The 15125-nt window shown below is 70.9% G+C and carries 13 protein-coding genes and 1 rRNA gene; 9 read left to right on the top strand and 5 right to left on the bottom strand.

What is annotated here, in order from left to right; genetic code table 11:
* Window positions 1-2: 2 nt before the first annotated feature.
* Window positions 3-917: an SCO4651 family lipoprotein gene (locus tag ACZ6IM_RS33550; protein ID WP_052842981.1), complete on the bottom strand. Its 915-nt coding sequence runs from the start codon at window positions 915-917 to the stop codon at window positions 3-5.
* 395 nt (window positions 918-1312) lie between these two features.
* On the opposite strand from ACZ6IM_RS33550, the gene ACZ6IM_RS33545 reads away from it, so the two are divergent.
* The gene (locus tag ACZ6IM_RS33545) at window positions 1313-2899 is read left to right on the top strand and encodes an FAD-binding oxidoreductase (RefSeq protein WP_469561847.1); all 1587 of its coding nucleotides are present in this window, start codon (window positions 1313-1315) and stop codon (window positions 2897-2899) included.
* Window positions 2900-2902: 3 nt separating this feature from the next.
* Here the strand turns inward: ACZ6IM_RS33545 and ACZ6IM_RS33540 are convergent, their stop codons facing one another.
* Both ACZ6IM_RS33540 and ACZ6IM_RS33535 read right to left on the bottom strand, forming a co-directional pair.
* A complete protein-coding gene (locus ACZ6IM_RS33540) occupies window positions 2903-3619 on the bottom strand; it encodes a phosphatase PAP2 family protein (RefSeq protein WP_052842983.1) in 717 nt (238 codons plus the stop codon).
* Window positions 3620-3825: 206 nt separating this feature from the next.
* The gene (locus ACZ6IM_RS33535) at window positions 3826-4848 is read right to left on the bottom strand and encodes a C40 family peptidase (protein WP_469561844.1); all 1023 of its coding nucleotides are present in this window, start codon (window positions 4846-4848) and stop codon (window positions 3826-3828) included.
* 362 nt (window positions 4849-5210) lie between these two features.
* Between ACZ6IM_RS33535 and ACZ6IM_RS33530 the strand changes: the two genes are divergently transcribed.
* The 6 genes from ACZ6IM_RS33530 (at window position 5211) to ACZ6IM_RS33505 (ending at window position 12348) form a co-directional block, all read left to right on the top strand.
* Window positions 5211-5519 carry a hypothetical protein gene (locus ACZ6IM_RS33530; RefSeq protein WP_019526682.1) on the top strand — a complete coding sequence of 103 codons (309 nt, stop codon included), beginning with the start codon at window positions 5211-5213 and terminating at the stop codon, window positions 5517-5519.
* A 166-nt stretch (window positions 5520-5685) separates the two neighbouring features.
* Window positions 5686-6486 carry a DUF8175 domain-containg protein gene (locus ACZ6IM_RS33525; RefSeq protein WP_469561840.1) on the top strand — a complete coding sequence of 267 codons (801 nt, stop codon included), beginning with the start codon at window positions 5686-5688 and terminating at the stop codon, window positions 6484-6486.
* On the top strand, window positions 6476-7819 hold the full coding sequence (locus ACZ6IM_RS33520; RefSeq protein WP_469561837.1) for an energy-coupling factor transporter transmembrane component T family protein: 1344 nt from the start codon (window positions 6476-6478) through the stop codon (window positions 7817-7819). Before ACZ6IM_RS33525 ends, ACZ6IM_RS33520 begins: the two co-directional genes overlap by 11 nt.
* Entirely contained in the window at window positions 7816-9375 is a 1560-nt protein-coding gene (locus tag ACZ6IM_RS33515; RefSeq protein ID WP_052842986.1) for an SCO6880 family protein, read from the top strand. The genes ACZ6IM_RS33520 and ACZ6IM_RS33515 overlap by 4 nt, the downstream gene beginning before the upstream one ends.
* Before the next feature lie 12 nt (window positions 9376-9387).
* Window positions 9388-10800 carry an ATP-binding protein gene (locus ACZ6IM_RS33510; RefSeq protein WP_052842987.1) on the top strand — a complete coding sequence of 471 codons (1413 nt, stop codon included), beginning with the start codon at window positions 9388-9390 and terminating at the stop codon, window positions 10798-10800.
* A 27-nt stretch (window positions 10801-10827) separates the two neighbouring features.
* A complete protein-coding gene (locus ACZ6IM_RS33505) occupies window positions 10828-12348 on the top strand; it encodes a type IV secretory system conjugative DNA transfer family protein (protein WP_469561833.1) in 1521 nt (506 codons plus the stop codon).
* A 17-nt stretch (window positions 12349-12365) separates the two neighbouring features.
* On the opposite strand, the gene ACZ6IM_RS33500 is transcribed toward ACZ6IM_RS33505, so the two are convergent.
* A complete protein-coding gene (locus ACZ6IM_RS33500) occupies window positions 12366-12926 on the bottom strand; it encodes a GNAT family N-acetyltransferase (RefSeq protein WP_469561830.1) in 561 nt (186 codons plus the stop codon).
* A 94-nt stretch (window positions 12927-13020) separates the two neighbouring features.
* On the opposite strand from ACZ6IM_RS33500, the gene ACZ6IM_RS33495 reads away from it, so the two are divergent.
* Both ACZ6IM_RS33495 and ACZ6IM_RS33490 read left to right on the top strand, forming a co-directional pair.
* Window positions 13021-14295: a sensor histidine kinase gene (locus tag ACZ6IM_RS33495; RefSeq protein WP_469561827.1), complete on the top strand. Its 1275-nt coding sequence runs from the start codon at window positions 13021-13023 to the stop codon at window positions 14293-14295.
* Window positions 14292-14960 carry a response regulator gene (locus ACZ6IM_RS33490; protein ID WP_052842990.1) on the top strand — a complete coding sequence of 223 codons (669 nt, stop codon included), beginning with the start codon at window positions 14292-14294 and terminating at the stop codon, window positions 14958-14960. Before ACZ6IM_RS33495 ends, ACZ6IM_RS33490 begins: the two co-directional genes overlap by 4 nt.
* A gap of 84 nt (window positions 14961-15044) precedes the next feature.
* Here the strand turns inward: ACZ6IM_RS33490 and rrf are convergent.
* A 5S ribosomal RNA gene (rrf, locus tag ACZ6IM_RS33485) occupies window positions 15045-15125 on the bottom strand; the annotation flags it as partial.

Genomic DNA, 15125 nt, shown 5'->3' with positions numbered 1-15125 from the left:
GGCTAGTTCTTGCCGTCGACCGCCCCACCCGAGCCCCCACCCGAGCCCTCGCCCGGCTCCGCGGCGATCTTGCCGGCGTAGATGTCCTGCTCCTCGGGCAGCCGTACGCGCACGGCTGCGCCGAAGTCGTAGAGCAGCGTCGTCGAGGCGACGTCCACGATGCCGGTGCCGTCCTCCCGCCCGTTGGCGAAACTGAAGCGGTGCCGGACCTTGCGGATACGGCCCTCGTCGTCGAGGTACGCGTCGAACGGCACCTCGGCGGTGGCGAACCCCTCGGCCGCCGCGGCCAGCGCCTTCCTGTTGCCCTCCGAGGCACCGCGGGCCGCCCGCGCCAGATCGGCGGTCCCGCGGTAGTGCCGCACCTCGGTGCCGGCCAGCTCCGTGCGCCCCACGAACGTGGCCGTACGGGTACCCCGCAGCACCTCGGCGGCGGCGAACGGGTCCGTCGCCCCGCCGGTCACCAGGTTCCCGTCGGACAGCGACTCGGTCTCCACCCGCACCCACTTGTCGTCGGGGACACCGGCGCCCCGGTTCTTCATGAACAGGGCCCCCGGGGCGAGCAGCTCGGTGATCGGCCGGTGCTCGCTCGACCCCGCCGGGTCCTGGGGCAGCCGCACCTTCAACCGGCCGAGGCGCTCCTCGAAGTCGTACACGCCCTCGCCCCGGATGGTCACCCGCGTCCCGCCGCTGGCCATCTGCATCGCGGTACGCGCCTTGGCACTCCCGGCGGCCACCAGCCGGTCGGCTGCCCCGTGCAGCACGGCGACCGGCTCGCCGCCACCGGCTCCCTGGACGGAGGCCCCCTGCCCGGGACCGGAGCACCCGGCAGCGGCCAGACACACGCAGACCACACCGCCCGCGAGGGCGAGACCGCCGCCCGGCCCCCCGCTCCGCAGCTCCCGCTCCCGCCCGTCCATCGCCACCCGCTGTCCCACGCCGTCACGCCCGTTCCGGACGCCCTGCCGTCCCGCTTAACGAGGGGCAGGCGACCCCGGTAACGTTGTGGGCGTGGCGCAGCAGGACGGTCTCGAAGCCCCCGGGGACGCCCCGGAACACCTCACGACAACGGTCGAACAAGGCCCCTTCTGCCTGGCCCGCTGCACCTGCGGCTGGCGAGGGCCCGCCCGCAGGGCCAGAAGCCAGGCCCGAACCGACGCCCAGTCCCACACCGCCACGTAGCTGCGCCCACCCCGGCCGGCCTCGGCCCCGTACACCTGTGCACCGGTACACACCCGCACCCGTCCCGTCCCGGGAACCCGCACCCCCACACCCCCGTCTGACTCCACGACCCCCCACGGGACGCGGAGGCGACATGCACCGGCGCACATTCCTCACCACCACCACTGCCGCCGCCCTGGCGGCCACCACCACCGCCTGCACGGGCGAGGACCAGTCCTCAGGCACCGACTCCAAAGCCACCGGAGCCACCGGAGCCACCACCACAGTCGGCCACAGCGCCGCTCGCACCCCCACCTCCAGAACCCCCACCCCCGCCACCTGGACCGCCCTCGCCAAGTCCCTGGACGGCCGGCTGATCCGCCCCGGCGACGGCACCTGGAAGACGGCCCATCAGCTCTACAACACCCGCTTCGACACCCTGAAGCCCGCCGCCGTCGCCTACGCCGCCCACCCCGACGACATCCGCACCGCCCTCTCCTACGCCCGCGCCCACCACATCCCCGTGGCGATCCGCAACGGCGGCCACTCCTACGCCGGCTGGTCCTCGGGCGACGGCCGCCTGATCATCGACGTCTCGGAGCTGAACCGCGTCCGGGCCTCCTCCGGCGAGGCGGTCGTCGGCGCCGGCGCCAAGCTGATCGACGTCTACCGCGCCCTGGCCAGGAAGGGCGTGACCGTCCCGGCCGGTTCCTGCCCCACCGTCGGCATCTCCGGCCTCACCCTCGGCGGCGGCCACGGCGTCGTCTCCCGCGCATACGGGCTGACCTGCGACAGCCTCACCCGGGCCACCCTGATCACGGCGGACGGCAAGGAGATCACCGCCGACGCGGCAGGCGAGCACAAGGACCTCTTCTGGGCCCTGCGCGGCGCGGGCAACGGCAACTTCGGCATCGTCACGGAGTTCCGCTTCCGCACCCACCCGGCACCCCGGGCGGTGTCGGCGTACCTGACCTGGCCCTGGCGAAAGGCGGCCGCGGTCCTCCGTGCCTGGCAGGAGTGGGGCCCGGACCAGCCCGACGAGATCTGGTCCTCCCTCCACCTCGCCACCGCCCCCGGCCGCACCCCCACCGTCTCGGTCGCCGCCTTCTCCCTCGGCACCTACAGCGGGCTCCAGAACGCCGTGGACCGTCTCGCCGACCGCGTCGGCTCGCCCGCGAGCCACGTCTCCCTCAAGCGCCGTACGTACGAGGAGTCGATGGAGATGTACGCGGGCTGCTCATCGTTTCCGACCGACGCCCGCTGCCACCTCCCGGGCTCCGCGCCCGGCCGCTCGCCGGAGGGCTCACTCGGCCGCGAGACCTACGCGGCCCGCTCGGACTTCTTCGACCGCCCCATCCCTCAGGCCGGGATCAAGGCCCTGCTCTCCCACCTGACCCCGGTGCGCGGCGGCGCCGGCAGCATCGCCTTCACGGCGCTCGGCGGGGCGGTGAACCGCGTCTCCCCGACGGCCACCGCGTTCGTGCACCGGCGCTCCCGGACGCTGGCCCAGTACATCGTCTCGTGGCGGCCGGGCACGAGCGGTACGGCAGCCCAGTCCTGGCTGAAAACCACTCACGGCGCGATGCGCCCGTACGCCTCGGGCGCCGCCTACCAGAACTACACGGACCCGACCCTGAAGGACTGGCGGAAGGCCTACTACCAAGACGCGGCCCCGCGCCTGGCGCGTCTCAAGCACCAGTACGACCCGGACCGCGTCTTCACCTTCCCGCAGGCACTGTGAGCGTCAGGCGGCGAGATCACGCTCGCCCGACGCCTCGGAGGCACTCTCCTTGCGCGCGCCCGGAATCACGGCGCCGCGCCCGGCGGCACCCGACCGCCCTCGCGCGCTGATCAGCCAGCCCACCCGGGGCGAGCGCTCGACGGCCCGGGTCAGCGGCGTCAGCAGGGCCATGGCGACCGGCGACAGCAGCAGCGCGACGGCCGTACCGAGGGCGAAGCCGCCGACGACGTCCGTCGGGTAGTGCACGCCCATGTAGACCCGGGCGAAGCCGCCGAACAGGGCCAGCACAATCGCGGCGATCCCGAACTTCCGGTTGGCGACGAACAGTCCGACCGCCAGGGCCATGCAGAGCGTGGCGTGGTCGCTCACGAAGGAGAAGTCGTTCTTCCCCTCCACGAGCACTTCGAGCCCGTCATGGGACTTGAAGGGCCGGGGCCGCTCCACGAATCCCCGTATCGGCACGTTGACCAGCACCGCGACCCCGGCCGCGAGCGGCGCCCACACCAGAGCGGCCACGTTCGAGGCCGCGTCCTCGCCGCCCCGGCGCCGCACACCCCACCAGCACCACAGCACCAGCAGCACGATCGCGAACAGCAGTCCGTACTCACCGACGAACTCCATGACCCGGTCGAACCAGTGCGGCGCGTCCTTGGCCAGGCCGTTGATGTCGTAGAGCAGCTCGACGTCGGGGTTCGACCCGGATTCGGCGAGTCCAGCCATGGTGCTGCGGCCCCTTCGTCATGTCCTCCGGCGCACCGAGCGCACGCCTCTTCTGCCACCCCCGTGGTCAGCTGTACGTCAACAGGAACGCACGTCCCCCGTTGATACGTTCCACACTCCACTGAATGATCACGCAGACGTTATCGAAGAGAGACACGTCGCCGCAGCTCAGGGCAGGGTTTCACGCTGGGTTCACACCCTCCCATTCACACCGTGGTGGGCAGCGCTTTCGCGCCATCCTCGGTGACCCGGGTGGCCCCGAAATAGTCGGGGGTGTCGATCGGGTCGAACCGGATCACGGCTCCCGTCCGCGGCGCGTCGATCATGTACCCGCCGCCCACGTAGATGCCCACGTGCCGAATCGCCCGCGAGTTGGTGAGGTCGTCCGAGAAGAACACCAGGTCCCCCGGCAGCAGTTCGTCCCGCGCGGGATGCGCCCCCGCGTTGTACTGGTCGTTGGCGACCCGCGGCAGCGTGATCCCCACGCTCTCGTACGCCGCCTTGGTCAGCCCCGAACAGTCGAACCGCCCGCCCTGATCGGCCGTCCCGTTCCCACCCCACAGATACGGCGTCCCGAGCTTCTTCTGCGCGTAGGCGATGGCCCCGGCGGCCTGCTCCGACGGATCGACACGGGTGGTGGGCGCGGCGAAGCTCTTCTCCAGGGTCGTGATCACCTTGACGTAGTTCTGCGTCTCCTTGTACGGCGGCACGCCCTGGTACTTGATCACCGCATAGGCCCCCGCGTTGTAGGAGGCCAGCATGTTCTCGGTCGGATCGCCGGGCACGTCCTTCACGTACGAGGCGAGGGAGCAGTCGTACGACGCCGCCGACGGAATCGCGTCCGCCGGGTCCCACACGTCCCGGTCCCCGTCCCCGTCCCCGTCGATGCCGTGGGTGGCCCACGTCCCGGGGATGAACTGCGCTATCCCCTGCGCCGCCGCCGCGCTCCGTGCCTGCGGATTGAACCCGCTCTCCTGGTACAACTGGGCGGCGAGCAGCGCGGGGTTGATGGCGGGGCAGAGATTGCCCCACTTCTGCACGATCGGCTGGTACGCCGCGGGCACGCTCCCCTTGGCGAGCTTCTTGGCACCGCCGCCCCCCGCACCGCCGGCCAGGTTCCCCGCGACGAGGTAGACCCCCACGACGAGCAGCATCACGAAGCCCATCCCCAGGGCAACCGCCACACCGGCACCGACCCACATCTTGCGCATGGTCCAACCATCCCCCATGGGCGCACCGTTCAGTGACGTTTCCCGGCCATGTCGCAGCGCACCTGACTGTGCCTCAGCCCGACACGGCCGCGAACACCCGAGAGGGGTCCAACGACGCAACCACTCGACAGGTTGCGCCCCCGCGTCATTGCCCGGTGTAACCTCACGTGATACACAGAGTGACCATACGACTCTTTTGCACACCGGTCCGCACCACCCGGCCAGGGCCCGGCGCGGACCGGTGGCAAGCTATTCGTACGAAACCCGCCAATCAATGACGCCAAGTCGACATGCGACGGTGCCATTGTCGGCGACAATGAGGCCTGACCTCTGCATGTCCGCAGAGGGTGCGGAACTACCCAACAGGGGCGGTGACTTACATGCTCTTTGCGGCCGACGAGGGAGACATCAACACCATCATCGGGGGGATCGCTCCGGACTGGGGCCCCTTCGGCAGCCTGGGCAACGAGGCCAAGGTGATGATCGAGGTGGTGATGGCCGTCGCCATCCTGCTCTGCCTCGGCATCGCCATCTGGGGCGCCGCCAAGCAGCGCATCGGTGCCACCGCGCTCCGGGACACCTTCAGCGCGGAGCAGGGCAAGGGCCTGATCATCGCGGGGCTGACGGGCGTGTTCATCATCGGCTCGCTCGGCACGCTCTTCACCATCGTGTACGGGATGGCCGTGTAGCCCGGCACAGCGACCGTCCTCCCCCTCCATCCCACCCGCCCGTCGTGCCAACCGGCTGAGGTTGCGTTTCCCTGATGTCGAGTCATAACACCGCGCCCGAGCGGGAACCAGCACGGCTACCGTCGTACGTACACGGCCGACCCGACGTCGAGGGGGCGTACGCGGCATGAGTCTCGGAGACGATCACCACTCGTCCGGCGATTACGGCGGCGCCGGTCAGACGCGGCTCCGGCTGCCGGAGGAGGAAGGCGGCCCCCGGCGCGGCGGCCGCTCCTCCTCGCGGAGCCTGGTCACCGTGGTCGGCGTCGTCGTCCTCCTCATCGCGGCGATCGCCTTCGCGAACCGTGGAGGAGACGATTCCGCATCCGCGGAGGGCGGCGACGGGGACAAGCCGAAGACGTCGTCGACGGCACCTTCGGGGACGCGCCCGGTACGGTCGGGCTTCGCCCATGACGAGCAGGGAGCACAGAGCGCGGCGGCGAACTACGCGGTGGCGCTCGTCTCGGCCGACATCCTCAAGCCGGCCCGACGAGCCGAGATCGTGCAGCAAGTCTTCGTGACTGACAAACAGGCCGCTCTCGCCGACAAGTTCGACAAGGTCTACAGCGAAAAGTTCCTCAGCACCATCGGCCTGGACAAGAACGGCAATGCCACAGGTGGCAACACCTACGTCTCGCGCACCATGCCGATCGGGACCAAGGCCACGCGGTACTCCGACACGAGCACGACCGTGGACGTCTGGTGCACGGGTGTGTTCGGCACAGCGGGTGAGAAGACCACCACCCCCGTCAGCAGCGACTGGTTCACCATGACCCTGCAGCTGCGCTGGGTGGACAGCGACTGGAAGGTCGAGTCCTTCTCACAGAAGGACGGCCCGGCGCCAGTGCCGGGCGACAACAAGGCCTCCAGCGCCGACGAGATGTCCAAGGCCGTCCAGGAGTACGGAGGGTTCACGTATGCCCGCTGACCAGCGCCGCGTACTCAAGGCCGCCGCTGCCTTGACCGCCGTACAGACCATGCTCGTGTTGCTCGCCACGCGCGCCGCCGCCGCACCCACACCGTCGCCGACCCCGGCGGACGACAACTGCGATCTCATCGTCGGCCCCGCCAAGGACTACTGCGAACGAGGCGAAGGCGGTGGCTCCGGGGGTGGTGGGGGAAGCACCCCCGACACCCTCCCCAGCACCCTCGACCCCCTCTCCTCCCTCGCCAAGGGCTGTGCCGACGCCGCCGCCTGGACCGTCGACACGCTGAGCGACGCTGTGAAGAACACCGCCGACGTGGACTTCACGAACGACACGTTCCTCAAGCAGTACGCCGTCGTCTTCGCCGCGTCCGCCTTCCTGACCCTGGTCCTCTGGCTGCTCGCGGTGGCCAAGCGTGCCGTCCGCGGCGTCCCGCTCACCACCGCGCTCTCCGAGGCGGTCGGGTTCCTCTGGCTCACCGTCCTGGCGTCGGCCTTCACGCCGTTGATCCTGTACACGGTCGTGTCGGCCACCGACGCCGTGACCGATGTCCTGGCCAAGGGCACCGGCGACCAGACGGACACGTTCTTCGGCACGTTCTCCCAGGCGTTGAAACAGGGCAACGACATCGGCGGCGGCCCGATCATGCTGATCCTGGTGTCGTTCGTGTCGATCGTCGCCGCGGGCGTCCTCTACCTGGAGCTGTACCTGCGCGCCGTCCTGCTCTACGTCGGCGCCCTGCTCGGCGTCGTCGTCTACGCGGGCCTGGTGGACAAGAACCTGTGGGGCCACGTCCGCCGCTGGGCCGGCATCATGATCGCGGTGATCATGGTCAAGCCCGTGATCGTGATCGTGCTGGGCCTCGCGGGCGCGCTGACCACGGAGGACGGGCCCGACTCCGTGGCCGCGATCGTGTCCGGCCTCGCCATCATCCTGCTCGCGATCTTCGCCTCGGCGATGATCTACCGCTTCGTCCCCGGCTTCGGCGACGAGATCGCCAACGGCCGCAACAACCGCATCATGCAGGGCGCCGAGGGCAAGGCCGCCGCCGTGATCAGCTCCCCGGCGAACCTGGTCGCCCAGGGCATCAGGACCCACAGCACCCGCCACAACGGCGACAGCGGCGGCGGACAGTCCTCGTCCGCCGCGGCCCGCCCCTCGAACCCCGCCTCCGGCGGAGTCGCCGCGCACAGCTCGCGCCCCTCGAACGGCGGCAGCGGAAATGTCCCCTCCGCCGCACCCGCACCGCGCTCGGGCAGCCCGGTGAACACGCCCCACGCAAGCAACACCCGCAACACTCGTAACAGCCAGAGCACAGGAGGTGACGGGCGTTGACGACCGAGTCCCACGTGTCCCATACGGTCACGCCCCGCCGTACGTATCTGATCGGCCGCGCCCGGCCGAACGCGATCGTCGGCCGCAACCGCGAGACCGGAGAGATCGCGCTGATCGTCGCGGGCGCGTTCCTCGGCATGATGTGCGGGCTCCTCGTCCCCGTCCTGTCCCTGCGCATCGTGCTGCTCGTCGGCTTCCCGATGCTCGCGCTGGCGGCGGTCTACGTGCCGTACAACCACCGGACCTTCTACCGCTGGTTCGAGATCAACCGCAGCTACAAGCGCACGCTCCGCAGGGGCACCACCTACCGTTCCGGCGCCATCGAGGCCGGTACCAGGCTCGACGGCCGGGAGATCGAGGTCGGCCCGCCGCCCGGCATCGGCCGCATCTCCTGGCTGGCGGCGCCCTTCGGGCCCGACGAGATCGCCGTACTGCTGCATGCCGACCGCAAGACGGTGACGGCCGCCATCGAGATCGAGGGGCCCGGCGTCGGCCTGCGCGACTCCGAGGACCAGGAAGCCCTCGTCGACCGCTTCGGCACCCTGCTCAAGCACGTGGCCAACGGCGACGGCTTCGTCACCCGCATCCAGATGCTCGCCCGCACCCTCCCTGCCGACCCGGACGCGCACGCCAAGGACGTCGCCCAGCGCGGCGACGACCGGTCACCGGCGTGGCTGCGGCAGTCGTACGACCAGTTGCAGTCGATGGTGTCCACCAGCAGCGAGCAGCACCGCGCCTATCTGATCGCCTGCATGCACTACAACCGCGAGCTGGCCGCCGAGGCGCACACCATGGCCCGCGCCGCCCGCCCCCACAGCGGACGTAAGCTGGACCGGGACGCCGGTCTCGCGGTCGTGATGGCGCGCGAGCTGACCGACATCTGCTCGCGCCTCCAGGAAGCCGACATCCGCGTACGCCAGCCGCTGGGCCAGGGCCGCCTCGCCTCCCTGATCCACGCCATGTACGACCCGGACCACCCGATCGACCACATCCAGGCGATGACCAAGCGCAACGCCTGGCCGGCCGAGCTGGACGCCATGGAGCCCACCTACCTCCAGGCCAAGACCCGCGAGTCCGCCACCCGCGCCCCCTGGTGCCACGCCACCGCGTGGATCAAGGAGTGGCCGATGACCCCGGTGGGCGTCAACTTCCTGGCACCCCTCCTCGTCCACACCCCGGACGTGATCCGCACGGTCGCCGTCACCATGGACCTCGAACCCACCGAGGTCGCCATCGAGCGCATGCTGACCGAGAAGACGAACGACGACGCCGAGGCGTCCCGGGCCGCCAAGATGAACCGCACCGTGGACCCCCGCGACATCGCCGCCCACGGCCGCCTCGACCAGCGCGGCGAGGACCTCGCCAGCGGCGCGGCCGGCGTCAACCTGGTCGGCTACATCACCGTCTCCTCCCGCAACCCCGAGGCGCTGGCCCGCGACAAGCGGACGATAAGGGCCTCGGCCGGAAAGTCGTACCTGAAACTGGAGTGGTGCGACCGTGAGCACCATCGCGCCTTCGTGAACACTCTTCCGTTCGCCACCGGCATCCGAAGGTAGGGGCTGAGCCTGATGCGGGACCCGCTGTCCGTCCTCACCGACGCCTTCACGTCCTTCCTCTTCGGGAAGGTGGAGACGACCCGCCTCCCCGTCCGCACGTCCACCGGCCAGGCCCAGGCCGTCTACCTGCCCACGGCCGCCCCCGGCCTCGGCGACTCCGGCGTGATCATCGGCCGCGAGGTCTACTCCGGCAAGGGCTACATCTACGACCCCTTCCAGTTGTACGGCCAGCAGCTCCCGGCCCCGCACTGGCTGGTCCTCGGCGAGTCGGGCAACGGCAAGTCGGCGCTGGAGAAGACGTACGTCCTGCGCCAGCTCCGCTTCCGCGACCGCCAGGTCGTCGTCCTGGACGCCCAGGGCGAGGACGGCGTCGGCGAGTGGAACCTCATCGCCGAGGAGCTGGGCATAACTCCCATCCGCCTCGACCCGATGGCCGCCCTGGACCACGGCATCCGCCTCAACCCGCTCGACCCGGCGATCACGACGACGGGCCAGCTGGCGCTGCTGCGGACCATCATCGAGGTCGCCATGGGGCACGGTCTGGACGAGCGCTCCGGCTTCGCGCTCAAGGTCGCGCACGCCTACGTCAACGAGACGATCGTCGAACGCCAGCCGGTCCTCACGGACATCGTCGAGCGGCTCCGCCACCCCGAGCCGGAGTCGGCCGAGGCGATGAACGTCGCCATAGACGACGTACGGGCCTGGGGCCTCGACGTGGCGCTGGTCCTGGACCGGCTCGTCGACGGCGACCTGCGCGGCATGTTCGACGGTCCGACGACCGTCGGCATCGACCTCGACGCCCCGCTCATCGTCTTCGACCTCTCCCACATCGACCGCAACTCCATCGCGATGCCCATCCTCATGGCCATCGTGGGCGTGTGGCTGGAGCACACCTGGATCCGGCCGGACCGGAAGAAGCGCATCTTCCTGGTCGAAGAGGCCTGGCACATCATCAACAGCCCGTTCGTGGCGCAGCTGTTCCAGCGGCTGCTGAAGTTCGGGCGCCGGCTGGGTCTGTCGTTCGTGGCGGTGGTGCACCACCTGTCGGACGTCGTCGACGGTGCGGCCGCCAGAGAGGCCGCGGCCATCCTCAAGATGGCCTCCACCCGCACCATCTACGCCCAGAAGGCCGACGAGGCACGGGCCACCGGACGCGTCCTCGGCCTGCCCCGCTGGGCGGTGGAGATCATCCCCTCCCTCACCCCCGGCATCGCGGTGTGGGACGTCAACGGCAACGTCCAGGTGGTCAAACACCTGATCACCGAGACCGAACGCCCCCTGGTCTTCACCGACCGCGCGATGACCGAGTCCTCCACCGACGTCACCGACGACGCCCTGCGCGCCGCGGAGCTGGAGGCGGAGGAGAGGGCGGCGGCGTTCATGGAGCAGCACATCGGCGACTCGTCGGAATCGACGGTGGCGTAGGACGCGAAACGGAGAGGCACCGGACGCATGACACCGGACGACCGCCGCGATCAGCGGCCGGCCCAGGGCGGCATTCCCGACGGCCTGCTGATCGGCATGCTGGCCTTCCTCCTCGGCATGACCCTGCTGGTGTGGACGGCGACCGGCCTGTCCGCCCTGTTCGCCCACGGCTCCTGGCCGCACGGCGTCAGCTTCACCGGCACCCCGCAGGCCATGCGCCACCTGATCGCCGAGCCTCACGACATCCCCGGCGCCTGGCCGGACACCCCCGAGACGGCACTCTCCGGATACGGGCTGTTCTGGGGGCTGTTCATCGGTCAGCTGATGGTGCTGGTGGTGCTGACGGTGTTCGTGATGGGCACGGTGGCGCGATGGCGAGCCGTACGGCAGCGCCGCCGCGAGGAGCCGGCACCGGCACCGGCTCCGACGGCGCAGGAGACGCCGGTCCAGGAGACCCGGGTCCAAGACGTACCGGTGCACGAGGTCCCCACCCCGAGGACCCCGCAACAGGCCCCACCCACCACGCCGGCCACGCCCGCTCCCCTGGCCACGTCCCAGCAGGCCGACCCTTCAGCGCCCGCAGCCAATGGCAAACGGGTGGGCGGGTGGGAAACCCACCGCGTCGAAGGCGCGGTGCACTACGGCCCTCGGGACAGCCGCCACGAAACCGCAACCGCCGCCCTGCGCGACGCGGAGGCCGCCGCCCTCGTCATCACCTCCAACCCCGCCCTCTGGTCGGAGACCAAGGACGCCCGCGCGAAACTCGGCCCCACCCACCTCTACGACCCGAACCACCTCTGCGACACCCCCGCCCGCTTCCACTGGTCCCCCACCGCGGGCTGCGAGGACAGGGAGACGGCCACCGCCAGAGCCGCCGCCCTGCTCACACCGGTCCGCCCCACCGCCCGGCTCGACCAGGCGGTCGGTGACACGGCGGAACTGCTGCTGCGCAGCTACCTCCACGCCGCCGCCATCGACGGCCGCACCGTACGCCACGTGCACCGCTGGTCACAGGGGCTCCAGGTCCAGGACGCCGTCCGCATCCTGCGCACCCATCCCAAGGCCGCCCCCGGTTCCGCGGGAGAACTCGAAGGGTCCCTCACCGCCCACCCCGAGCGCCGGGACATGGCCCAGCAGCTGACCGCCCGGGCCCTGGCCGCACTCTCCACGGTCAATATCCGCGAGGCGTGCACTCCCAACCGAAGTGATGCCCTCGCCTTGGATTCCTTCGTCCACGAACAGGGCACGCTTTACGTGGTGGGTGAATCCATTGAGGACCCCCGCACGAGCCCGGGCGCGATGCCGCTGCTGACGGCGCTCGTCTCCAGCGTGGTCGAGCGCGGCCGGCGCATGGCCGAACGGTCATCCTCCGGTCGCCTCGACCCACCAATGACGCTCGTCCTGGACGACGTCGCGGCCGTGGCCCCGCTCCCCCAGCTCCCGGAGCTGCTGGCCGCCGGCTCGGACCTCGGGATGCCGACCCTGGCCCTGCTCCGCTCCCGGGAACAGGGCCGCGCCCGCTGGCCCCACGACGAGCTGCCCGTCTGACCGGAGCGCGGGGCGGGTCAGCGCTCGAGCACGTACTCCAACTCGTGGTCGCCGGGCCCGCCCACCAGCGGCACCGTCCGCCCGCTCGGCACGAACCCGGCCTTGCGATAGGCGCCCTGCGCCCGCCCGTTGTCCGGATGCACGATGAGCCGCATCCGTTCCAGGCCGTTCGCCCGGGCCCACTCGAGACCGGCGTCGAACAGCGCCTTGGTCAGCCCGCTCCCCCGCCACTCGGGCCGCACGAACACCCCGACGACGTGCCCCTGCCGCCGCTCCACCGGGAACCCGGCCCAGTCCGTCGTCCCGGCCTCCTCCACGAACACGGTCAGCGTGCCGAGCCACAGCCCGCCGGGCCCCACGGCAACGAGCTGCTGGGCCCCGGAGGCCCCCTCGGCACCCCTGGCCGCCCGCTCCCGCCAGAAGGAGTCCGGCCGCGCGGCCGCGTCGTCGTACGTCTCCAGGTACGCGAGGTCCGCGACCGGATCCCGCAGGGCCCGCAGCCGCAGCTCCTTCACCGCGGGCCACTCGTCGGCGCGTATGGAGCGAATCACGTAGTCACCGGGGACCGAGGCACTCATGCCGGTCACCGTAATACCCGGGTACTACGCCCCTCACCTCATATACGGCCCCCGGGCGGACGCCCGTCGCGCCCCGACGCCCGACCATGGTCGGATGGAGCCCGTGAAGCCGGTGCCGGAAGACCGAGCCGCCGAACCCCTCACCGAGTACGTCCAGCGCGTCAACCGGCGGATCCGGTCCTTCGACCACCGCCATCCGCTCGTGTGGGACCTCAATCTCACGGGCTTCTGGGTCCTGGCCGCCTTGATCGACGCCACCGGCGGCGGCTGGCGCACCATCGCCCACGACCCCGACGTTCCCATCGGCCTCGTCCTCGTGCTCAGCCTCGCCCTCTCCGTCCCCGTCCTCTGGCGCCGCAGCCACCCCGGAACCGCCCTCCTCGCCACTCTGCCTCCGGCACTGGTGAGCGCCTGGTCCGGCGCCGCCCTCCAGGCCGCCCTCCTCCAGCTCCTGCTCGTCCACCACATCGCCCTGCGCACGCCGCTGCGCAACCTATGGTGGGCGGTGCCCCTGACGCTGGCCCCGGCCGGCGTCACGATCGCCCGCTACGGAGACAGCGCGGGCCCCTGGAACCAACAGCTGGGCTCACAACTCGTCTCCATCGGCGTGGCCGCCCTCATCGGCATCACCGTGCGCACCCGTCGCGACTACACCGCCGCCCTGGAGGACCGCGCCCGCCGCCTGGAGACCGAACGCGACCAGCAGGTCCGGCTCGCCGCCGCGGCCGAACGTGCGCGCATAGCCCGGGAGATGCACGACATCATCGGTCACAACCTCTCCGTCATCACCGGCCTCGCGGACGGCGGCCGGTACGCCGCCGCCAAGACCCCCGACCGGGCCGCCCAGGCCCTGGACGCCATCGGCACCACCAGCCGCCAGGCCCTGGGCGAACTACGCCGCCTCCTGGACGTCCTGCGCGACGACACCCACGACGGCACCGGCCCGACCCTCGAACTGGCCCCGCAGCCCGCCCTCACCGACCTCGACCGCCTCCTCGACGGCGTACGCCGGGCCGGTCTCCCCGTCCGCACCAGCATCAAGGGCGAGCCGGCGCTCCCCGAGGGTCGCCAGCTCACGCTCTACCGCGTCATCCAGGAAGCCCTCACCAACACCCTCAAGCACGCCGGCCCGGACGCCACGGCCCACATCGAGCTGTCCTACGAGGCGGGCGGTGCCGTCACCCTCACCGTCACCGACACGGGCCGAGCCGCCCAGGTACCGTTCCCCGCTCTCTCCGGCGGCCGCGGCCTGCCCGGGATGCGCGAGCGAACCTCCCTGTACGGGGGCACACTTGAGGCCGGCCCACGCCCGGCCCCCGAGCACGGCTGGCGCGTCCATCTGCACCTACCGGAGGAATCCCCGCAGTGACCACCGTCCTCATCGCCGACGACCAGCCACTCCAGCGCTTCGGCTTCCGCATGCTTCTGGAGAGCCAGGAGGACATGACGGTCGTGGGCGAGGCGGCCAACGGCGCCGAAGCGACCCGGATGACGGGCGAACTCCGCCCCGACGTCGTCCTCATGGACGTCCGCATGCCCGGCCTGGACGGCATCGAGGCCACCCGCCGCATCGTCGCGGGCGGCGCCCGCACCCGCGTCCTCATCCTCACCACCTTCGACCTGGACGAGTACGCCTACTCCGGCCTGCGCGCCGGCGCCTCCGGCTTCCTCGTCAAGGACGCCCAGCCGGAGGAACTCCTCTCCGGCATCCGTGCGGTGGCCACGGGCGACGCGGTGGTCGCCCCGAGCCTGACCCGCCGGCTGCTCGACGCATACGTCCACCACCTGCCGGTCGGCGCCGCAGCCGCCGACGCGCCCGGATCACCCGATCCGCGCCTGAGCGCACTCACCGAACGCGAGACCGAGATCCTGCGGGTGATGGGCCAGGGCTGGACCAACACGGAGATAGCCGAGCGCCTCCACCTCGCCGAGTCGACGGTGAAGACGCACGTGGGCCGCATCCTGGCCAAGACGGGGTCGAGGGACCGTGTCCAGGCCGTCATCCTGGCCTACGAGACAAAGCTGGTGGGTTAAGGACTTGAGGGTGTGATCGACCTCGGCACCGTAAACGCAGAAAGCCCCGCACCGTTCCCGGTGCGGGGCATTCCCGTAATAATTGTTCGGCGGCGTCCTACTCTCCCACAGGGTCCCCCCTGCAGTACCATCGGCGCTGTAAGGCTTAGCTTCCGGGTTCGAAAT

It is taken from the genome of Streptomyces sp. NPDC042336 (genome assembly GCF_055581985.1).
The sequence above is the reverse complement of the archived record's forward strand: the minus strand, read 5'-3'. Positions and strand labels throughout refer to the sequence as shown.